Source organism: Pseudofrankia coriaricola (assembly GCF_032027725.1).
Classification (GTDB): domain Bacteria; phylum Actinomycetota; class Actinomycetes; order Frankiales; family Frankiaceae; genus Pseudofrankia.
The window spans coordinates 1-21,567 of sequence record NZ_JASNFO010000140.1; the positions used below are offsets into that span (position 1 = coordinate 1).

Annotated in this window: 16 protein-coding genes; 11 read left to right on the top strand and 5 right to left on the bottom strand. The window is 72.2% G+C overall.

The genetic code is table 11. The features are described from left to right. Positions 1 to 1,176: 1,176 nt before the first annotated feature. Entirely contained in the window at positions 1,177 to 1,335 is a 159-nt protein-coding gene (locus tag QOZ89_RS44660; RefSeq protein WP_007516199.1) for a hypothetical protein, read from the top strand. A 14-nt stretch (positions 1,336 to 1,349) separates the two neighbouring features. On the opposite strand, the gene QOZ89_RS44665 is transcribed toward QOZ89_RS44660, so the two are convergent. From QOZ89_RS44665 to QOZ89_RS44675, 3 genes are all read right to left on the bottom strand, one after another. After that, positions 1,350 to 2,342 carry an NlpC/P60 family protein gene (locus tag QOZ89_RS44665; RefSeq protein ID WP_071054121.1) on the bottom strand — a complete coding sequence of 331 codons (993 nt, stop codon included), beginning with the start codon at positions 2,340 to 2,342 and terminating at the stop codon, positions 1,350 to 1,352. Positions 2,343 to 2,480: 138 nt separating this feature from the next. Then, positions 2,481 to 3,359, bottom strand: a complete 879-nt coding sequence (locus tag QOZ89_RS44670; RefSeq protein ID WP_312630197.1) for a hypothetical protein — start codon at positions 3,357 to 3,359, stop codon at positions 2,481 to 2,483. Beyond that, positions 3,356 to 3,598, bottom strand: coding sequence for a helix-turn-helix domain-containing protein (locus QOZ89_RS44675; RefSeq protein ID WP_083420060.1), 243 nt, complete (start codon positions 3,596 to 3,598; stop codon positions 3,356 to 3,358). The genes QOZ89_RS44670 and QOZ89_RS44675 overlap by 4 nt, the downstream gene beginning before the upstream one ends. A gap of 1,098 nt (positions 3,599 to 4,696) precedes the next feature. Here QOZ89_RS44675 and QOZ89_RS44680 point away from each other — a divergent pair. The 6 genes from QOZ89_RS44680 to QOZ89_RS44705 all read left to right on the top strand — a co-directional run bounded on the left by QOZ89_RS44680 (position 4,697) and on the right by QOZ89_RS44705 (position 12,438). Next, the gene (locus QOZ89_RS44680; protein ID WP_071053419.1) at positions 4,697 to 5,962 is read left to right on the top strand and encodes a MinD/ParA family ATP-binding protein; all 1,266 of its coding nucleotides are present in this window, start codon (positions 4,697 to 4,699) and stop codon (positions 5,960 to 5,962) included. Between the two features lie 52 nt (positions 5,963 to 6,014). Beyond that, the gene (locus tag QOZ89_RS44685) at positions 6,015 to 6,437 is read left to right on the top strand and encodes a DUF6112 family protein (RefSeq protein WP_071053418.1); all 423 of its coding nucleotides are present in this window, start codon (positions 6,015 to 6,017) and stop codon (positions 6,435 to 6,437) included. Positions 6,438 to 6,506: 69 nt separating this feature from the next. Further along, positions 6,507 to 7,289 (top strand): hypothetical protein, encoded by a 783-nt coding sequence (locus QOZ89_RS44690; RefSeq protein WP_312630198.1) that lies wholly within the window; start codon positions 6,507 to 6,509, stop codon positions 7,287 to 7,289. Continuing rightward, positions 7,286 to 8,644 carry a hypothetical protein gene (locus QOZ89_RS44695; protein ID WP_312630199.1) on the top strand — a complete coding sequence of 453 codons (1,359 nt, stop codon included), beginning with the start codon at positions 7,286 to 7,288 and terminating at the stop codon, positions 8,642 to 8,644. The genes QOZ89_RS44690 and QOZ89_RS44695 overlap by 4 nt, the downstream gene beginning before the upstream one ends. 231 nt (positions 8,645 to 8,875) lie before the next feature. Further along, positions 8,876 to 10,378: an SCO6880 family protein gene (locus QOZ89_RS44700; protein ID WP_071053416.1), complete on the top strand. Its 1,503-nt coding sequence runs from the start codon at positions 8,876 to 8,878 to the stop codon at positions 10,376 to 10,378. Beyond that, entirely contained in the window at positions 10,375 to 12,438 is a 2,064-nt protein-coding gene (locus QOZ89_RS44705) for a putative type IV secretion/conjugal transfer ATPase (protein ID WP_312630200.1), read from the top strand. The genes QOZ89_RS44700 and QOZ89_RS44705 overlap by 4 nt, the downstream gene beginning before the upstream one ends. 132 nt (positions 12,439 to 12,570) lie before the next feature. Here QOZ89_RS44705 and QOZ89_RS44710 read toward each other — a convergent pair whose 3' ends face one another. Then, entirely contained in the window at positions 12,571 to 13,371 is an 801-nt protein-coding gene (locus QOZ89_RS44710; protein ID WP_071053415.1) for a nuclease-related domain-containing protein, read from the bottom strand. Between the two features lie 1,039 nt (positions 13,372 to 14,410). Here QOZ89_RS44710 and egtA point away from each other — a divergent pair. The 4 genes from egtA to QOZ89_RS44730 are packed head-to-tail and all read left to right on the top strand — an operon-like array spanning position 14,411 to position 19,525. After that, positions 14,411 to 15,916, top strand: coding sequence for an ergothioneine biosynthesis glutamate--cysteine ligase EgtA (gene egtA / locus QOZ89_RS44715; RefSeq protein WP_083419890.1), 1,506 nt, complete (start codon positions 14,411 to 14,413; stop codon positions 15,914 to 15,916). Next, entirely contained in the window at positions 15,913 to 17,361 is a 1,449-nt protein-coding gene (egtB, locus tag QOZ89_RS44720; RefSeq protein ID WP_071053414.1) for an ergothioneine biosynthesis protein EgtB, read from the top strand. The genes egtA and egtB overlap by 4 nt, the downstream gene beginning before the upstream one ends. A gap of 2 nt (positions 17,362 to 17,363) precedes the next feature. Further along, entirely contained in the window at positions 17,364 to 18,290 is a 927-nt protein-coding gene (gene egtC / locus QOZ89_RS44725) for an ergothioneine biosynthesis protein EgtC (protein WP_312630201.1), read from the top strand. A gap of 41 nt (positions 18,291 to 18,331) precedes the next feature. Then, positions 18,332 to 19,525 carry an L-histidine N(alpha)-methyltransferase gene (locus QOZ89_RS44730; RefSeq protein WP_312630202.1) on the top strand — a complete coding sequence of 398 codons (1,194 nt, stop codon included), beginning with the start codon at positions 18,332 to 18,334 and terminating at the stop codon, positions 19,523 to 19,525. A gap of 797 nt (positions 19,526 to 20,322) precedes the next feature. Here the strand turns inward: QOZ89_RS44730 and QOZ89_RS44735 are convergent. After that, on the bottom strand, positions 20,323 to 21,519 hold the full coding sequence (locus QOZ89_RS44735; RefSeq protein WP_312627305.1) for an IS4 family transposase: 1,197 nt from the start codon (positions 21,517 to 21,519) through the stop codon (positions 20,323 to 20,325). Positions 21,520 to 21,567: the final 48 nt, after the last annotated feature.

Consider the following 21,567-nt stretch of genomic DNA (forward strand, 5'->3'; position numbering starts at 1 on the left):
ACCACCACAGCACACCTGCACGGGGGCACTTCGCTTCGCTCGTGGCCGGGCCTCCGCGGAGGCGCGCCTCCGCGCCAGTTCGGTCACGACACGCTTGACCGTTACAAGACCACAGCACGCCGTCCGTGGAAGCGCGCCTCCGCGCCAGCACGGGTGCGGTCACGCTTGACGTCGCCAGTGCGAAGCTGCACCGCCCGCACGGGCCATTTCGCTTCGCTCGTGGTGGGCCTCCGCGCCGGCCGGTCATCACCCGCTTCAACGGCCATTCCAAGACCGGCCCCGGCCAGGCAGCACCTTCCGAATCACCCGCACCCCACACTGCCAGACATCCCCAGGTCAGGCAGCCCCCGACGGACCATGATCAGCCACGGCTACCAAACCACAAGCCACACCCCCCACTCCCGCATCCCCAGCAAGCCACACCTCTTCCAGGCCGCCGGGCAACCCCCCAAGGTCAGGCCGAACCCGACAGATCCTGATCAGCCGGCGGCCCTAAATCACAAGCCACATCCCACCCCCCAGATCAGGCAGCACCCGACAGACCATGATCATCTCGGTCCCCTAAACCACACCCCCCACACCCCCAAACCCCCCGGTAAGCCGCACCTCTTCCAGGCCGCCAGGCACACCCCCAGATCAGGCAGCACCCGACAGATCCCGCCGCACCCGGATGGCTGAAACCCAACCCAACAACTCACTGAAAGGCACCGCGGAAGGCAACCATAGGAGGCACCTCGAGCAGGGAGTCGACGTCAACCGGCTCGAGGTGCCGGGGTCAGTAGAACGCGGAAAGACTCCAGATCGCTACTGTCAGCTTCCTGTCCGCTCCTAGTCAGGCCTTATCCGGATTACAGACAGATCGCCACGACGCATACTTTCTGTGGTCTGGTGTGTTCCCAGTGCGGCGAGTTGGCTTGCGATAAACACGCTGCGTGAGTAGAAACTCGAATCTGGTGATGCGGTAGGCGCGCTGGCAAGACGGTGGCCGCCGCCCCCCGGGGCCCCCCGGCGGCGCGCCGGGGCCCCCCCGCGGGCCGGCCCCCCCCGGGCGCCCGCCGGGGGGCGGGGGGGGCCCCCGCGGCGGCGGTCCGTCCAACGAGCCCGGCACCGCGTCGCCGGTCCTCGACACGGCACGATCGCTCGCCGATCGGCGCCCGGATCACAGTGAGGTCTGGCGTGAAGAAGCTTCTGTATCCATGGGGGTTCTGGATCTTCGTGGCCTTCTACATTGCCACGGCCCCCAGCGACGCCGCCAGCTTCGTCCACACCGCGTTCGGCTGGCTCGGGCAACTCGGGGACGGAATGTCGAACTTCGTCAGCGACGTCGCCGTCTAGCGGCGAGCACGCGGTCAGGCCCCGGCGGCCAAGGGGCGGGTGACGGCGACCACATCGGTCCAACTGGAGATGTCCGAGACGACCACTCCCCAGCGGGCACCCTTCGCCGCGATCATCTGCCCGTTGCCGACGTACATTCCGACGTGTCCCGGCGCCGCCACGGTGCCATCTGAGCCCGGGATGAACAACAGGTCACCCGGCTGCAGGTCCACGCCGGAGATCCGCGGCCCGGCGGCCAGCTGATCGGTGGTCACCCGTGGCAGCTCGATGCCGACCGTCCGGTAGGCGGCTCGTACCAGCGACGAGCAGTCCCAGGCACCCGGCCCCTCGGCTCCCCACACGTAGGGCTTACCCACCTGGGATCGCATGAAAGCGATCACGGGCGCCACCACACCCGCCGGGACCTCGGCGCCCGGCGCGAGCGCGTCACCGTACTCGCGTGCCTTCGCCAGGATCGTCCGCACGTAGTTACGCGTCTCCGGGAACGGCGGGATGCCAGAGAAGGTGAGCACCGCGCCGGGTCCGGCGTTGTAGGCGGCGAGCATCTTCTCCTGCCCGGGTCCCGGAATCCGCGCCACCGACGCCGCGACGGCGCAGTCGTAGCGGGCCGCGGCGGGGATCGCGTCCGCCGGGTCCCACACGTCTCCGCCGCCGCCGTGCGTCGCCCAGGTGCCCGGCATGAACTGGGCGATACCCATCGCGCCCACCGGCGACGTCGCGCTCGGGTTGAAACCGGACTCCTGGTACAACTGCGCCGCCAGCAGCGCTGGAGTGACCTCGGCACAGCCGGCGTCGTTCGCCGCCGAAATAATCAGCCCCAGATACTCCGCCGGTATCCCCTCGGAGTTGGTGATCGTTCGTGGGCCGTCGTCCTGGTCAGCGAGGAACGGACCGGCGAGGAGCAGGACGACGACGAGGATGAACAGCATGACCCCGGCGACCGAGACCATGCCGCCGACACCCAGCCAGAGCAGCCACGAGCGCGAGCCGCGCGCTCCCCGAACCATCCCCGCCTACCCTTCGCTCTTCGCGGAGTACCTGGCCGGCGGAGTACCGGCCACCCGGTGTGTGGAGGCCGCTTCTCGACCGCCTGGAGCCGCCCGCGACGCGCGATCGCCCAGCATGATCGCACATTTCACGGCCTGTCAGCGCCCGGGCGCGTCGCCCGCGTTGCCGGACAGGTCCGCGCCCGCGATCCGCCACCGGCCGTCGGCGTCATTCAGCAGCGTCACCTTCGGAGTGGAGACGGTTTCGAGGGGCGTGGAGTTGTCGGTCGTGAAGACGCTGCGCGCGTTCAGCAGATAGACCACTCGGCCGGTCGCGGCGGTGTCGGCGAGCGGGGTGGCCGCGAGCACGGTGACCGTCGAGCGGGCACCGTGCGCCCGCTGCTCCTGCCAGGCTTGGCTGTCCCCAGCGGGAGAGCCCGTGTCGCCAGCTCCGCCGGAGCCTGCCCCGGTACCGGCACTCGTCAGCTGGGCGAAGAAGTCGGTGGTGAAGCAGCCGTCGGCCTGGGCGCGCTCGGCACCGGCGGACAGATCCGCATCGGAGCGCGCGTCGAAGGACTGCCAGCGAGCGAAGCAGTAGGTGGCGACGGCGGCCGGGTCGGCGGGGTCGGGCGGCGCGCCCGCGCCGGCCTCGCCCGCCGACGCGGTGGCCAGCGGCGGCCCGGGCGCCTGGCTCGCGCCGGGCGGCGGCCCGGTCGTGCGTTGCGGCGTCGCCGACGAGGCGGCCCGCTCGGTCCGGTCACGCAATGACGAGCAGCCGGCCGCCAGGACCGCGACCAGCACCACCGCCGCGATGACGCGGATGGCGCCGGGCCCAGGCGGCGCCGATGTCCTGGCGGCGGCGCGCGGCGACGGGGCGACGGCCGAGGCAGGCCGAGTGGCCGGCGCGGGACAGGCCGCGGGCGGCGCCGGGCAGCGGCCGGCATTCACCACGACCCGATCTAGCCGCGCTGTCGCGCTGGCCCCGGCCTCGTCCCCGCCCCCGTGGCGAAGCCTCTCCTCGGTTGCGCCCGCGCTCACTCCCGCCCGTCCAACCAGTCCCGAACGCGTCCTCGGCGGATTCGCCACTGGTGCCCCACCTTGCGGGCAGGGATGGCGTGTTCGGACAGCAGCCGCAGCACCGTGCTCTCCGAAAGCCGTAGCCAGCTGACCAGCTCGTCCACGGTCAGCACGTCGTCGTCGTCAAGACGTTGCGGGTGCTGGGACGGGACGGCGCCCGCGCCCGCCGGGTCGCGCACCGTCGGCACGCCCTCCTGCATAGCGGCTGCCCCTTTCGAAGAGGTCAGGCCAAAGGGTGCGCGACGATGGCGAAGCCTCGCGCACCCGGCGGCCGTCCAGGTGTCAGAGGCCAAAGGGTGCGTGACAATGGCGAAGCCTCGCGCTCCCGAGGGCCGTCCAAGGTGTCACGGTGGCAAGTTCCGCTGGCGCCTCGGGCAGCGTGTGCCGTGACGAGCACGATCGCGCCTCCTTCGGCCGCCGCGCTGGAGAGGAGGTCGCCGGCCTCGTCGCCGACGGTGGCGCATCCATGCGCCGTCTACCCGGACGACTCCGGGCTCGAATACCGGCTACGGACGGTACACCACCCTAGGTAACCATGGTTAGGCTCTGTCAGAGCTTGTCATACTTCAGCGTCTCGGGTTACCTCGATTCGACGGTGATCCGAATCAAGTAACAGTAAGTAACATCAACCGGGGCCAACGAGCCTGAACCAGCCAGGAGGGCGACGGCACGTGAGCGATGTGCCACCGACACCGTACGGCGAGGAAGGCGACGCGCGACCGGTATCCCTCATCGGCGCACAGTTCTCCGCGACGACCCCACCGGCCGGCGAGGGCAAAAGTGATCTACGTCACGGTGACGCCAACGACCCGAGCGCGTCGCACCCCTCCCGGTCTGGCCGGCGCCGCCACCGGCGCGGCCGAGCTGGTAGCCCCCCGGAACCGGCCTCGCCTCACGGCGACGAGGCGTTCCACCTCGACGACCGCCCGACGGTCCCCCTGCCCCCGAGCGCGGCATGGCGGGAACCGGGGCTATCGGAGCCCGCTCCCTCGGACATGACGACCCAGCCGGTCCCGCCGCCGATGGCGCCTCCGCCCACGGTCGCCCCGGCGGGCGCCGGGACGAGGCGGTCGAGGCCGGAGCCAACCGAGGAGCCGCCTCGGGCGCGCACAAGCTGGCTGCCGGCAACCCCGTACGTGGCCGCGCCACGCGACTCGGAACCGGCGGAACCAGCCCCAGACGACTGGAAGGTGCCGCCCAGGCATCGGCCAGTAGTCACGCCGCCGCCCTCGATGCCGCCGCCCTCCGAAGCGCCCACGTTCTCGCGTCCAGCACCGCCAGCACCGTCGGCGCCGCCGATGGCCAGTGGCCGGCCGGCGGCCCAGCCGCCCACGGCCAAGCCACGGCCCACCGCGCCGCCCCAGGCAGGCGGCACGGGCGAGGCGGCAGCGGTTCCGAGCGGCGCCGAGGCGAGGTCCGCCCGGCCCGGCGAGCCGACGGGCAGCCCCGCGGGCGGGCGACTGCCCGCCGTCCCCGACCGGTCGGCCGCCGCCCGCCGGCCCTCGGGCGGCCTGCCGCCCGCCGTGCCCGCGGACGACGCCTGGGACCGGGACGAGGACTACTACGGCGACGATTACGGTTCCGCGCCGTGGGACGAGATCCCGCTGCGCGAGTCGCTGGCCGACCGGGCCGCCGCCGAGCTGCCGGGGTCGTGGCGGATCGGGGTCACATCCGCGTTCCCCTACTCCGGTGCGACCACGCTGGTGGGCATCCTCGGCCTGGTGCTCACCGGGGCGCGCGGCGAATCGGTACTCGCCGTGGACCTGCGCCCACGGACCTGGCCGGACGAGGACCCGGACGAGCCACGCGGCGACCCGTTGTGCTCCCGGGTGGGGCTCCCCGGCGACGTCACCGTGGCCGACATCGCCCGCCGCCGGGGCGGCGCGTCCGGCGCCCTGCGCGAGCTGATCGGCGACCCGGCCCGGCCCGGCACCCCCGAGCTCGAGGTCGTGCCGCTCTGCCGCGGCGAGGGGGCCACCAGTGGCGGCCCCGGCGTGGTGGTCCCCGCGGACGACACCGTCACACCGGGGATGCTGCGGACCGCTCTCAGCCACCTCACCCGCGCCTACCCACTGGTGCTGGTGGACGCGCCCGTCGAGGCGCCGCTGTCCCCGACGGCGCTGCGGGCGAGCGACCTGATCGTCGTCGTGAGCCTCGCGGCGCCGGCCGACCTTGATCGGACCGCGGCGGCGCTGCGCGACCCCGCGGCGCCGCTGCTCCCGGTCGACGCGCAGGGGCGGAGGCCTCCAGTGATCGTCGCGGTGGTCTCGCCGCGGCGGGGCCGCTGGTCGCCGCGCACCAGAGCAGCCGCCGGCCGGCTGACCAGGCATGTGGACACTCTGGTCCGGATCCCCTACGAGAGCCGGCTCGACCCGAGCCGGCGTGCGCCGGTACGCATTCCCCGGCTGCGCGCCAGCACCCGGCGGTCTTACCTGCATCTCGGGGCCGCGGTGGTCGAACGGCTAGTCAGACTGGCGGCCGAGGAATCAACCAAGGCGGGCGCAACGACCCACGACGCGACTCGGGGGAGCACTCCGGAAACGCTGCGGACGCCCGTCGTATGATTCGCCAGACCTGCGGTCCATTGGGGCGCAGTGCCCGCAGGAAGGACCCTTGATGATCGCCGAAGCCGCGTCCGCGCGGGCGGCAGTGCTGCTCGTGGCGGTTCAAGTCTCGCCGGATCCGACGAAGGCGCCCGGCATCAACGCCCTGAAAGACCTGGTCAACGGCCTCGCGGCCTATGCGGCCATCGCGGCGGTCGCCTCGATTCTGCTCGGCGGCATCGCCTGGGCGCTTGGTGACCGGATGGGCCTGGACCGGGCCTCGTCCGTCGGCAAGAGCGGGGTGCTCGCCGGCTGTGGGCTGGCATTCCTCGTCGGCATCGCCGCGGTGCTGGTCAACTTCTTCCTCGCGACCGGCAGCTCGGCCTCCGCCGGGACTCCTCAGACTGGGAGCACCGACGGCCAGCGCCCGCCGGCCGTCGTCCAGGTGGTGGACAGCGCCACCGTGGTCCACGGCGAACCTTCCGCATACTCCTGAGATGTTCTCCAGGTACCGGCGGGCCGGTATTGGGATGATGGCCCTGCCGATGGGGAGGGGGAGTGTGCGTTGGCCGACGTCACTGAGTGGGCAACCAGGCGACTGGCCCTGGTGATTGTCGCGACGATGGTTCTGACGACCGCCGTCGCGCTCCCGGTGGGGGTGCTTCTCGGCCGGCACTCGACGCCGGGCGACAACCACCAGCCCTTGGGAGCCAGCACCCGTCCCGCCTCCCTGCCACCCGCCACGGCCACCGTGGCCGTGGTGCCGTCGCCGACCTCTGCCGGCGTGGACCATACCGCTGAACCGGCCGGCGCCCTGCCAGGCACGCCGAGCCGAGTCAACGAGTTCGGTATCCCAGTCGGCTATCCCCACACCGAGGCCGGCGCCATCAGCGCCTGCGGCAACTACGTCTCGGCGTACATGACCTCAGGAAATCGTGAACCTACCCGGATACGTAAAATCCTGAACTCTATTTCGGTCACAGGTGCCGCCGACAAGATTGCAAAATCGATTACCGACACCGATGCGGCAACTGCCAAGAATCTTGGCGTACCGTCAATAAATTCTCCAGAGGCGGCATTCAGTCTCAGAGTCGTCGGATATCGGGCGCAAAGTTTTACCACCACAAAGGCATCCATTCAGATCTGGGCAAACGCGAGTGTAGGCGTTTATGGCGATGCTCCGGATGTCGCCCCCAGAGAAAGTTGGGGGACCGATATATGCACGGTGACATGGAGCGGAGACGACTGGGATCTATCTGACGCCGGCAATGGACCAGACGGCCCAGCACCAACAGATCGTGCTTCCGAACAGTTTCAACGTTTTGTCCTGCAAGGAGCGCCCGCGTGACGACGTCTGAGACACTCGCCATTGGCATTAACCCTTGGGACAATCTCAAGGACACCGTTACGGGCGCAATATCCGGCACGGCGGATAGTTTTCTCAATTCTGTTGGTACGGCGTTCTGCAACATGGCGGCGGATCTGTCGTCGTCGGTGTTCAGCTTCGCGTCGCAGAAGACGGCCGTCGACCTGCGGGCCGACTACGTGGTCGAGAACTACAACATCGTCTTCGGGGTCTCGATCCTGATCGTGACCGGCCTGTTCCTGTGCTCGTGCGTCGTCGGCGCGGTCCGCGGCGACCCGCACATCTTCGCGCGGGCACTCGCGTCCACCGGCACGGCGATTCTCGGCTCGTTCGTCGCGCTGACCCTGCTGCAGATGGTGCTCACCGCGTCCGACGGTGTCGCCGACGCGTTCGGCGATGGACAGCCCTTGGGCGCGAGTCTCGTCAGCCAGCTGCGGGCGTTGCCGGAACAGGGCAACTTCGCGCTCGACATGGTACTCTCGCTGCTGGTCGCGCTGTTCTCGTTCGCGCTCTTCGTGGTGCTTTACATCCGGAAAGTCGTGATCATCGCCATGGCGGTGTTCATCCCGATCTACCTCGCCGGGCAGTCCGCGATGTCGACCAGTGCCTGGATGAAACGGGCCACCGAGATCCTTGTCGCGCTCGTGTTCGCCAAGCCGGTGATCTACGCGATCTTCACGCTCGGCGCCGGGATGGCCAGCGAGAGCACGGGCTCGGCGGCCGATCAGACGCTGAACATCCTCAGCGGCGTAGTCGTGATGATCGCCGCGGTGTTCTCGCCGTTCCTGTTGCTGCAGTTGTTCGGGTTTGCCGACGTTCAGCTGATGCGCGCGGTCGGCAGCGCCGGCCGGCGCAGCATGGCGTCCTTCGGCCAGGGCGCGGGCGCGCTGCTCGGCTCCACATCCCGAGACACCTTCCGCGGCATCGGCGCCCGGATGCAGACCCGCAATCGCGGCATGCTCGGCGGTGCGGGTGCGGCGCTGCCGGCCGGTGCCGGCACCTCCGCTACCGGCGGTCTCGGCCAGCCGTCGGTCCGACCGGCCCGTCCCGGCTCGCGGCCCGGCGCCGCGCGGCCCGGCGTGGCCGCCGGTCCGCGGGTGGGACGCCCGGCCATCGCCTCGGCCGCGGGTAGCGCCGCTGGTGTCGGCGCCGGCACCAGCGCCGTCCGGGGCCGCGCCCGCACGGCGGCCGCGGCGCTGCCACCGGCACAGCCCCGGGTGGGCGCGGCGCGCACAACGGCACCGGCCACCAGCACGTCACACAGTGCGGGCGCCGCGCGCCCGGTGACGCAGCCCGCACGGGCCAGAGTCCCCGGCGGCTCCACGCGTGGCGGTTGAGCGGCCGGCCCGCCGGCCGTTCTGGATGCCAGTCCGCCGGCCGCTACCAGGCGGGCGTCCGCCTGGCAGCGGCCGGTCGGCCGGCTGCCGGCGTGACAGGCTGCCGGGGCACGGCCGCGACCCGATGACCCAGGAGAGCTGAACGGCCACGGGCCACTGTTGTTCTAGCAGAGATATTTTCCCGTGATCACGTTGGAATAGAGACGTCGCGTTGGAGTAAAGACAGGGGTCATGGTCGCGGAACGCAGCTATCGGTTCGGCCCGCTCGAACGGGGTGGGATCCTGCTCGGCCTGCGCTGGCCGCAGCTCGGCCTGATGGTCGGGGTGATGGTCTGCGTGCTCGGCGCGCTGCGCTCGCCGTTGCTGCTCGCACCGGCCTGGGTGCTGGTCGCGGTGGCCCTGGGCTTCATCGCGTTCGTCCGGGTCGAGGACCGTAACCTCGATCAGTGGGTGCCGATTCTGTTCGGCTACACGATGCAGAAGGTGACGGGCGAGACGTTGTTCCGCGGGGGAGTGTTCCGGCTCGGGCCGGACGAGGACCAGATCACCAGGACCGTTCTGCCAGGCCCGCTTTCCAGCCTGGTCATGCTGTCGGTGCCGGTGGGCAACGGACGCTACGTCGCCGTCGTCAAGGACACCAAGAAACAGACCTACACCGCCGTCCTGCAGGTCCAGGGCAGCCAGTTCGCGCTGCTGGAATCCGGCGACCAGCAGGCCAGGGTGGACGCCTGGGGCGAGCTGCTCGCCGGGCTCACCTCCGGCGGCGGCCGGCTCGCGCGCATCCAGTGGCTGGAGCGGACGCTGCCGGATTCGGGCGACGCGCTGCAGCGGCACTGGCGGGTACGGGGCCACCACGACGACTCCTGGGCGGCGGAGGCTTACCAGGAGATCATCGACGCGGCCGGCCCGGTGGCCCAGCGCCACGAGACCTACCTGTCGTTCCAGCTGCGCACCCGCGACGCCCGCAGGGCGATCCAGCGGGCCGGCGGCGGCGACCGGGCGGCCTGCGCGGTGCTGCTAGGCGAGCTGCGCACGATGGAGGCGGCGCTCGCCAGGGCGCAGATCAGCACGGTCGGCTGGCTGCCGCCACGGGCGCTGGCGGCGGTCATCCGCACCACCTACGACCCGTACTCGGTCGACATGATCGACGCGCGCGGCGGCGCCACGAACGACCTGGCCGGCGGTCTGAAGGGCCTGCCGTCGGGGATCGACCCCGCGGTCGCCGGTCCCGTGCGCGCGGTCGCCGCCTGGGACCACTACCGCACAGACTCCGGTTTCCACACCACTTACTGGATCAACGGCTGGCCACGGGTGTCGTCGCCGGCGGCGTTCCTCGCCCCGCTGCTGATGGAGACGACCTGCCGGCGGACCGTGTCGCTGGTGGTAGAGCCGTTGCCGGGCCGCAAGGCCGAGCGGGCGGTGAACCGGCGCCGGATGACGCACCTGGGAGAGCAGGAGATGCGGGACAAGTTCGGCAAGGTGACGACGCAGCGCGACATGACCGAGGCGGACGAGGTGGAGCGACGCGAGCAGGAACTGATCGCCGGCTTCGGCGCCTTCCGGTTCCACGGCTTCGTGACGGTCTCCGCCGACGACCTCGATGGCCTCGCGGACGCCTGCGGCGAGGCCGAGACGCTGGCCTCGCGCAGCCGGCTGGAGATGGTGCGCCTCGTCGGCGAGCAGGACCAGGGCTTCAACGTGGGTGCGCTGCCGCTCGCCGTGGGCGTGTCATGACGGCCTCCGAGCCGGCCCCGGCCCGGCCGGTCACCACCGACGGCCTCGGCCACTCGAGCCCGGCGGGCGTCGCCGAGGGCGCGAGCGTGCTTGACGACGACGACGCCTACGACGAGACGTATGGCGGCGGCTACGACGAGCTCGACGGCTACGACGACGAGCCGGGAACGGCCGACGGGCTGGCGTCCGCCGCCGACGGCGGCTATGACAAGGCCGGGGACGAGGGCTACCCCGACGAGGGCTACGAGTACGGTGGCGGCCCGCTGCCCGGCGGCGCGGCGCCGGGCGGGCCGGTCAGGGGCCCGGGCTACGACCCGGGCCGTGACGCGACCGGTTACGTCGACCTTGGCGGAAACCCTCGCGGCCGGCGCAGGGCCGGCCGGCACGATGGCGCGTCCGCCCGCGGGGCGCGCCGCGCGGAGAAGTCGGCCGCGGCGGCCGAACGGGCCGAGCGCGCGGCGACGCGCCGTGCGCAGGCGGTGCTGCGCCGCGGGGCGCAGCAGCCCCGTCTGGCCGGCGCGTTCCGCGGCCAGACGTTCCACAAGCTGCGGCTGCCGGCCCATATGGAGACGACGGCACAGATCGCCGGGATCTACCCGTTCGTCGTCGACTCGGGTCTGGACGCTCCGGGCATGTACATCGGCCGGCACGTCTGGTCGGGCAACTCGTTCGTGTTCGACGTCTTCGAGCTCTACCGTCAGCAGGTCATCGAGAACCCGAACTTCGCCGTCTTCGGCGCGGTCGGCTCGCGCAAGTCGTCGCTACTGAAGACACTGATGTCGCGTGGCGCGGCGTTCGGCTACCAGGCGGCGGTGCCCTGCGACCCGAAGGGTGAGTACACCCGGCTCGCTCGCCGCCTCGGCTGCGAGCCGACCTACATCGGCCCGGGCATGTCGACCCGCCTGAACCCGCTGGACGCGCCGCCCCGCCCGCGCGGTATTCACGACCACGACTGGGCGCGCGAGGTCAAGCGGGCCCGTTCGTCGCTGCTCGCCTCACTGATCGAGACGGCGAAGGGTGTGCCGCTCACCCCGGCCGAGCACACCGCGGTCGACCTGGCCCTTGACGTCGTCAGCCGGCAGATCACCGGCGCGACGACGGACCGCTGGGCGACCCCGCTCCTCGGGCACGTACTGGACGCGATGACGGAGCCGAGCGAGGCCGACTGCGTCGGCCTGCCGATGACGGCCACCGAGCTGCGCGACGCTTCCAGGGACGCGACCCTCACCCTGCGCAGGCTCACGGGCGGGGCGCTGTCCGGCCTGTTCGACGGGCCGACGACCTCCCCGCTGGACTTCGACCGGCCGATCGCCGTGCTCAACCTGGAGCGGGTGCAGGGCTCGGACGAGATGATCGCGCTGATCATGACCTGCGCGCAGGGCTGGATGGAGGCCGCGCTGATGCGCCAGGACGGCGTGCAGCGCTACGTGGTCTATGACGAGTGCTGGCGGCTGATGCGGTTCGCCGGGCTCGTCCGGCGGCTGTCGGCGCAGCAGAAGCTCGCCAGGCAGTGGGGTTGCGCGAACGCCATCGTGGCGCACCGGATCTCCGACCTGCTGTCAGCCTCCCCCGACTCGGTGGAGATCGCCAAGGGCCTGCTGGCCGAGACGTCCACCCGGATCCTCTACAAGCAGGCGACCGACCAGGTGGCGGCGACCCAGCAGGCGCTCGGCCTCACCGACGTCGCCGCCGACCTGCTGCCGCGCCTCGACCCGGGGTTCGCGCTCTGGCTGATCGGGCAGCGGGCGTTCTACGTCGAGCACGTCGTCGGCGATCTGGAGATCCCGGTCGTGCTCAACGGCTCGAAGATGCACGGCGAGGTCGACGACATCAACCTCGTTCCCGACGACCTCGACCCCGCCGAGCTCGACCCGCCGGGCCTGGGCCCCGAGGACTTCGCCGGTCGCCGCCTCGATCACCTGCCTCCCGGCGCCGCGGACGGCGGCGCGGACGATCGCCTCGACGATGAGGACGTGTTCGACGTGTCCATCGGCTACCGCGACGACGGGGAGCCCGACGGCACCGGCGTGCGCGTCCCGCCTGGTTACCCGGGCTTCTAGAGGGCCAAAGGAGGTGCGAAAATGCTCTCCTTCGCACCTCCGGAGGCCATGTATCCCAGAAGCACTAGAGGGCCAAAGGAGGTGCGAAAATGCTCTCCTTCGCACCTCCGGAGGCCATGGACTCCGGAAGCGCTAAAGGCGTTCGCGCCGGCGCAGGCCGCGCAGCCTGGACAGGGCGGACCAGGTTGGCGGCGGGCCGGTCACCTGGTAGGCGGGCAGGACCCGCTCGACGACATCGACGAGCATCGCGACGTCCAGTGGTCGCAGTACCACCCCGGCGGACAGCACATATTCGGCCACGCCCGAGGCTGGCAGCAGGAGCACGCCGTCGACCAGCGCGAGCCCGCCGGGGACGTCTGCGCGGGCGAACGCCAGCACGGTCTGGGCCTGCAGCTGCCAGCCGTCGGGGAGCTCGGCGAGCAGCGCCGCGCTGACCCGTTCGCCGGTCCACGCGACAAGGCCCAGCCGGGCGCGCAGCGGCGCCTTGCCCACCCACACGCCGGCGCTGTTCTCGCGGACCGGACCACGGTGCGCGTCGGTCTCCACCACCCAGACGCCCGAGGGCCCGATGATCAGATGGTCGATGTTGCCGGCGGACTCGGCTGTCGACCGGTCGTGCAGCACCGTGTAGCCGGCCCGGGTCAGCCGGTCGAGCACTCTGGCGGTATGCCGCTCGGCCCCCGCGTCCTGCCGCCAGGCCTCGATCTCCGGCGGAACCCGGTAGAAGCGGACCGTGGCGGCCGCGAGGACCACCAGCGCGACGGCGATCCCGGCACGGACCAGCGTGACCGCCGACAGGTGGAGGGCGAAACCGACCAGTACGACGGCGAGCACGGCGCAGGCCGCGGCGACGCCCGCGAGCACGGCGGCGCGGACCCGCCGGTCCTCTCGCTCGGCCGCGTAAAGGGCCCGGCGCCGCTGGTACTCCGCCATGGCCGAACGTCCAGGAGCTGCCCGGTTCCCGCTTCGTGTCAACCGCCCTCCCCAGAGTTCCTGCCGGATCGGTGGAGCCTGGGATTCCCGCGAGACCGGTGTCGCCCCGGGTTTCCGCCGGATCCGAGGTCCCTGCCCGACTGGCGACAGGGTCCCCGCCGGGTCCGGGGTCCCTGCCCGATTGGCGAAGCCGATCGGGCAGGTCTGGGAGCCGATCTGGGAGGTCGGCGATCGGGCAGGTCGGGAAGCCGGTCCGGCGGGTCTGTTGGCAGGTCTGCTGAGAGGTCCGAGATCCGCCTGGTCCGCGTGGTCCCGCGGGTTGGGCGCCGGCGAAGGCCGGAGGTGGACCAGCGGAATCCCTGGCCGCTGCTACTGGTAGCCACGCGGCCGCGTCTGACCTGAGCGCGAGCCCGGCCCGGCCAACTCGGCACTGCCCTGACCCGCCCCCAGATGACGCCTTCCCCACACTTCCGCCTGGTCTGCGTTCCTCCGCAGAATCACACGGTAAAGCAATGACACCACAGACGGCACACTGGGAGATGGTTGCCCATGCCTGACCCCCTGGGCTCGCCCGGTCACCTTCAGCCGAATGTCGCGGTCTACCGGTTTATCCGCCACGCTCGGGGTGTATCGACGCGTCGGGTGACTGGGCCGCACGCTGGCCTGGGTACCTGGAAATCGGCGGGCGGCCCAGCCCGATCACGGCCCGCGGAAGCGACGTCCAGTCGGAAGGCGGCCGCGGGAGCTGACGCCGGCTCCCGTCCGCGGCGTGCGCGGGCCGGTAGGGCGATCCCGGGAGGATTCGATGGCACCACGTCCGACCTCGTCACCGTCCGTGTCTCAGTTTCCCGGCACTCCACCGCCATCACGGGGCTCACGATCGCCAGAGGCTCCGCGATCACCGGGAGCGCCCCGACCGCCGACGGCGTCGCCATCTGGGTCCAACGGGCGTTTCGCGCCCAGGTTCTCCTCGCTCCCCACCGCGCCCCCCACCGCGCCCTCGGCCTCTGTGACGGCGTCGGAGCCGCGCCAGCCGGCCGTGTCCGAGTCGGCACCAGCGGCGCCCGACGCCGTGCGGGCGGATGTTGTTCCGGTCGCCGCGAGCCGGCGGAGCCGCGCACGCGCGGGGCTGACCGCGGACGACGTGCTGCGCTACGCGGCCAGCTGCCTGCCGACATGCCCCGGCTCGCGCACCGTCGGGATCGAGACCGAGTGGCTGGTGGTGGACCGGGCGGCAAGCGACAGGTCGGTGCCGCCGGAGAGCACCCGGGCGGCCCTCGCCGCGCTCATCGGACGCCCCGCCAAAGCCAGCCGGCAGGATCCGACCGCCCGAGCCGCTTCGGCTTCCGGCACCGTCGGCGGGGACGCCTCGGCCACCGAACCCACGGGAGCGGCGCTGGCCGAGGGCAGCCGGATCACCTTCGAGCCGGGCGGCCAGCTGGAGCTGTCGGGCCCCCCGGCGCCGCTGCCACTGGCGGTCAGCCGGCTGGCGGACGACCTCGCGGACGTGCGTGCGGCGCTCGCCGACGCCGGCCTGGGCCTTGCCGGTATGGGGCTCGACCCGGTTCGCCCGCCTGTACGCTGGCTCGCCGATCGCTACGCCGCTATGGCGGGCTACTGGACGGCGAACGGCCAAGAGGCCGGTGAGGTCATGATGTGCTCCAGCGCGTCGGTGCAGGTCAACCTGGACGCCGGCCACGACTCGCTGGACGTCGCCCGGCGCTGGCGGCTCGCCCATCAGCTGCGGCCGGTGCTGACCGCGATGTTCGCGGCCTCTCCCGCCCGGCTCGGCGCGCTCACCGGGCTGCGCTCGGCCAGGGCGCAGGTCTGGGAGTCGCTCGACCCGACCAGGACCCGGCCGGTTGGCCCCGCGCAGGTGGCGGCGGCCGACGTGGCGTGCCACTGGGCCGAATACCTGCTCGCGGCCCGCCTCATGATGGTCCGCGACTCCCCGCCCGACGGCCCCGGGCCGGGCGACCCGGACGAGACGGGCCCGCGTGGCGCCCTCCCCCATGACGCGAACGGCCACGGCGATGCGCGGCTGGTGTCGGTGCGCGACGGGTCCACATTCGGCGACTGGCTGCGCGGCGCCGGGCCGATAGGCCGCCCGCCCATGCTCGACGACCTGGTGCTGCACGCGACGACGGTGTTCCCTCCGGTACGGCCACGCGGCTGGCTGGAGATCCGCTACCTCGACGCGCAGCCGTTCGACCTGTGGATGGTGCCGGTCGCGGTCACCGCCGCGCTGCTCGACGACCCGGTCGCCGCCGCGGGCGCGGCGTCCGCGTGCTGCGACGCGGATGAAGGGTGGCTCACCGCGAGCGTGCACGGGCTCGCCGACGACACACTGCGTACCGCGGCGCTGACCTGCATGGACCTCGCGCTCGACGCTCTCGGCCGCCTCGGCGCGGGCAGCGACCTGTGCGCCGCCGTCGCGAGATTCCGGGACGACTACCCGGCCCGTGGCCGCACGCCGGCCGACCACCTGGCCGAACGCTTCACCCAGGTCGGCCCGGCCGGCCTGTTGCGCGAGGAGACCCGATGACCGTGATGACAGCCGGCTGGGCCGCGGCGCTGGACGGCAGCCGTCGCCGGACGCTCGCCTACACCGACCTCGACGACGACGAGTTGCTGCGGCAGCATTCGCCGCTGATGTCCCCGCTGGTATGGGACCTGGCTCATGTCGGCAACTACGAGGAACTGTGGCTGGTACGGGCGCTCACCGGAGCCGACCCGATGCTGCCCGGCATCGACGACCTCTACGACGCCTTCCGCCATCCGCGGACCGACCGGCCCGCGCTGCCGCTGCTCTCCCCGGCACAGGCCCGCGCCTATCTCGCCGACGTCCGCGCCCGCGCCCTCGACACCCTCGGCACGCTCGACGCACGGGGCGCTCTCGCCCCGCCGGACGTCGCGCCAGCCCCGCCGGCCGTCGCCCCCGGCCAGCCCACTCGCGACCGGGCAGGCACGCTGTTCGCCGGCGGCTTCGTCTACGGGATGGTCGTCCAACACGAGCACCAGCACGACGAGACGATGCTCGCCACGCTGCAGCTGCGCGCCGGCGCGCCCGTGGTCGACGAGGGCGCACCCCCGCCGCCCGGCCGGCCGGTACCCGGCGGCGACGAGGTGCTGGTTCCCGCCGGCGAGTTCGTGATGGGCACGAGCGCCGACCCCTTGGCCTACGACAACGAGCGCCCGGCCCACCGAGTCACGCTGCCCGACTTCTGGATTGGCCGGCTGCCGGTGTCGAACCGGGCACATCTGGCGTTCCTCGAGGACGGCGGCTACGACGACGAACGGCTCTGGTCTCCGGCCGGCTGGGCATGGCGGTGCCGCGAAGGGCTGACGGCGCCGCTCTTCTGGCGGCGCGACGGCGCGGGCGGCTGGCTGCGACGCCGCTTCGGCCGGGACGAGCCGCTTCCGCTGGACGAGCCGGTGCAGCATGTCTGCTGGTACGAGGCGCAGGCACACGCCCGCTGGGCCGGGCGGCGGCTGCCGACCGAGGCCGAATGGGAGAAGGCCTGCGCGTTCGACCCCGCCACCGGCCGCTCGCGCCGCTTCCCCTGGGGCGACCAGGCGCCGGCGCCGGAACACGCGAACCTCGGCCACCGGTCGGCGCGGCCGGCACCGCTCGGCGCGTATCCGGCCGGCGCGAGCCCCTGCGGCGCCGAGCAGCTCATCGGCGACGTGTGGGAGTGGACCTCGTCCGACTTCGCGGCGTATCCGGGCTTTGCCGCCTTCCCATACCGGGAGTACAGCGAGGTCTTCTTCCGGCCGCCCGCAGGCGCCTCGGGCGCCGGCACCAGCCAGGGCGTCACCGGCGCCGGTGGCGGTGGCGGGATCGAGCGGGAGTTCCATGGGTACAAGGTGCTGCGCGGCGGTTCGTGGGCGACCGATCCCAGCGCGGTACGCGCGACGTTCCGCAACTGGGACCACCCGATCAGGCGGCAGATCTTCGCCGGTTTCCGCCTCGCCAGGACGGGCGCCTAGGCATGTGCAGACACCTCGCCTGGCTGGGGGCCGAGCGGACTCTGGCCGACGTGGTCGTCGATCCGCGGTTCGGGTTGATGCGCCAGTCGTGGGCGCCGCGGCGTCAGCGGCACGGGCGGATCAACGCCGACGGGTTCGGCGTCGGCTGGTATGCGCCGGCGGTTCGGCCCGAGCCGGCCCGCTACCGGCGGGCCGTGCCGATGTGGACCGATGCGTCGTTCGCGTCGTTCGCCGGCGCCGTGGCGTCGGGCTGCGTCCTGGCCGCGGTGCGCGATGCGACGGTGGGCATGCCGATCGAGGAGAGCGCGACGGCGCCCTTCGCCCACGGGTCGTTGCTACTCAGCCACAACGGCCGCGTCGACACCGGCATCCTGACCGCGCTGCTCGCGGGCCGGCCGGACGCGCCGACGCCGGACTCACGCTGCGACTCGGCCCTGCTCGCGGCGCTGGTCTGGGAGCGAGCCCTCGCCGGGGCGGAGCTGGCGGAGGCGGTCGCCGAAGTGGTCACGACGGTGGGCGCCAAGGCGGCCACCCGCGAGGCGGCCAGGGACGCGGATGGCCAGGCACCACCGACCAGGCTCAACGTGCTCGTCACCGACGGCCACCAGATCGTCGGTACCACCTGGAACGAGACGCTCTGGTACCGGCTCGGCCCCACGGGGGTGCTGGTGGCGAGCGAACCGGACGACGACACTGTCGACGTCCCGGACGGCGCCGTCGACGTCCCGGACGGCGCCGGTTCTAGCCGCGGCCGCGAGACCGCGATGCTCCAGCTCCCGGCCTCGCCCGGCGGCGCGCCGTTTCCATCGGCCGTCGCGGACGCGGCGGTGCAGCCCGGCCCTGGTCCGGACGTCTGGGTCGAAGTCCCGAACCACCGCTTGTTGGTAGCCGACACACGCGAAGTAACTCTAAGTAATTTGACCTTGTAGGACGACTACCCTGAGTTGACTAACCGACTAAGGACGTCCGCATGACTTCGAGGACACCGACGGGCACCGGCACCACCCGACCGCCGGCCACGCGTACCCCTACCCCGGCCGACGTGGCCGCCCTGCTGAATGCCCGTGGCGGCATCACGATCGAACGGCACCTGACCGAGGCGCAGCGCGCGTCGACGCTGGCGGCCGACGCGCGCGAGGGGCTCACCGCCGACCCCAAGGAGCTGCCGCCGACCTGGTTCTACGACACGACCGGCAGCATGCTCTTCGGAAAGATCACCGAGCTTCCGGAGTACTACCAGACGAGGACCGAGCGGGCGATCCTGTCCGCGCACGCCGCGGAACTGTCCGCCGCGCTCACGGCGGCGCTCCCGGGCGGCGGCGCCGGCACCCTGGTCGAGCTGGGCTCCGGCACCTCGGAGAAGACGAGGATGCTTCTTGCCGCCCTCGCCGGTACCGGCCGGCTGCGCCGCTTCGTCCCGTTCGACGTCGACGCCGACGCGCTGTCGCGGGCGGGCGCCGCGGCCAAGGCCGCGCACCCGGGGCTCGCCGTGCACGCCGTCGTTGGCGACTTCCGCCAGCACCTCGGCCTGCTGCCCACACCGGGCGCCGCGCCGAGGGCGACCGCGCGGCCGGACGGCACCGTACCCGGCGCCCACCCATCTGGCCCCAAGGCGGCAGGCGAGAGCGCGCCGAGCGAGACCGACGCGCCGGCTGGCACGCTGGTCGCCTTCCTCGGTGGCACGATCGGCAACCTGCGCCCGCCCGAACGGCACCTGCTGCTGACCGGGTTGCGCGAGCGGATCGGCCGGGGTGGCGCGCTGCTGCTCGGGACCGACCTCGTCAAGGATCCGGGCCGCCTGGTCGCCGCCTACGACGACAGCGCGGGCGTCACCGCCGCGTTCAACCGCAACCTGCTCACCATGCTCAACCGCGAGCTCGGCGCCGACTTCGACCTGCGCGGGTTCGCGCACGTCGCCCTGTGGGACTCCGAGAACCGCTGGATCGAGATGCGGCTGCGTTCGGTGCGGGCACAGACCGTGCGTCTGACGGCTCTGGACCTGACCGTCGCGTTCGCCGACGGCGAGGAGATGCGCACCGAGATCAGCGCGAAGTTCGACCACGCGACAGTCGAACGCGAACTCACCACCGCGGGCTGGCACCTGACCCACTGGTGGACCGACCCCGACGGCGACTTCGCCCTCTCGCTGGCGATCGCGGAATAGCTCTCGGGTCCGGGCAGGGTCGGGGCAGGTTCGGGTCGGGGCGGAAGGTTGTTGCTGGTTCGCTCCGTCCGGGCGGCGCGCTCCGGCCCCGTACTCGCTTCGCTCCCACGGGACCTCCGCGCGCCGTCCTCCTGCGCTCACGGGCGCTACGGCGACCTCGCTGCGGCCCTCCTACGTCGCTTCGCTCGTAGGAGGGCCTCCGCGAGGCGCGCCTCCGCGCCCAGCTCGGTTGCTTGCCGCTGCGACGTCGCCAACCCGAAGCCGCAGCGTTCGCGGGGGCACTTCGCTTCGCTCGTGCGGGCCGATCGAGACGTTCGTGTACCGGGTGCGAAGACCACGATGGGCGAGGCGAAGTGCCCGCACGGGTGTGCCGTGGTCTCACACCGTTCAAGCGGGTTGCAACCACGCTGGCGCGGAGGCGCACCTCCGCGGAGGCCCGGCCACAAGCGAAGCGACGTGGTCGGGCCGCAGCGGAGGTCGCCGGAGCGCACGTGAGCGGAGGAGGACACGGCGCGGAGGTCCCTTGGGAGCGAAGCGAGTAAGGGGCCGTAGCGCCGTGTCCGGACGGAGCGAACCAATTAATAGCAATGCCGTTGACTTAAGAACCTGGTAGGGGTGGGACGGCCCGGATGATCTGTACGGTTTCGGCTGGGCGTCGGGTGGGCCGGGGAGGCCGCGGTCGTTGGGGGTTCCACGACAGGAAGCGGGACATCTTCCGTTTGACCTGGCGGACCTCGGCGCGGAGCCGGCGCGGAGGGTTGATCTCTTCCTGAAGCTCACGGGCGAGGTGGGCGAGTTCAGCCGCGAGGCGGTAGGGGGGAAAGGTTCCCCGGGAACGCGGTGACACTGCGCCGGACCGCCCGCAGGGTGGCGGCGAAGGAGAGCCGGTCGGGATCGAGGGGCTCGCCGCGGCCGACGGCCACCGCGTGCATCAGTACCCGCAGACCGGTGTAGACCGCCAGGTGTGCGTAGACCTCCTGGAGCACCAGTGCCGGGCTCTTGCTCGGCAGGACGGTGCCTGCGCCGATCTGGGTGGTCTTCAGCTCGGCCAGACTGTTCTCGACTTCCCACCGCTCGCTGTAGAGCGCGGCGAGCTCGGCGGCGGGGGCCTGGTCGGGGTCGAGCAGCGTCGTGATCAGCCGGTAGCGTTCGGTCCGGCCGGACACGTCCAGGCCGTACTCGATCACTCGAACCCGTGCGTCCTGGGGCGGCCGGACGCGGCGGCCCCGGCCGCCGCGAACCGTGGACAGCCACGAGCCGTCCGCGAGCACGTCTTCCACCGGAAGTTTCCAGGTGCCCGGGACGCGCCACAGCAGGTGGGCGCCGCGGGCCTCCGCCCGCTGCCACAGATGCGCTCCGGGCAGGCCCCGGTCGGCCAGCACCAGCATTCCCGGCCCGAGCGAGGGGGCCAGCCGCTCGACCAGCGCCCGCTCCTGGACCCGGTAGGAGTCGACCACCGCGTCGGTGACCACGTGGGTGCCGGCCTCGATCAGCACTGCGAGCCGCACCAACGGATACCCGGTCGGACCCTTGCCCGGCCGGGGCCGCGGCCGTCCAAGCCCCGCCTCGTTGGCCTCGGTGTCGGCGGCCGGCAGGGTAGTCCCGTCGACGACCATCAGCCGCAGGCCCCGCCAGAACGCCCCCGGGGTCCGTTCGTCGGCCACCGCCGTACCCGCGTGCACCAGCAGGTCACGGAACGGTTCCACGCCCAGCGCGCGGCGTGCCCGGAAGATCGCCGCCTTGTCCGGAACCCGCCACTGGCCCCCGTCGTCCTCGCGACGGGCGGCTTCGGCGAGCGTGCGCAGCACCTCCCGGTACGGCTCCGGGCAGAACAACGCCCGCGCGAGCACGAAGTACGCCGTCAGCCTCGGCGGCAGCAGCCGCACCCGTACCTCACGGTCCCGGGTCTTGGCCAGCACCACGTCCACCAGCTCCGGCGGGAACACCTGAGTGAGATCCCCAAGCGCGAACCGATCAACCAGGTGAGTAGCCACTGGGCATCACCTCTAGTAGCCACTGGACTACTAACCCAGCCTACCTCG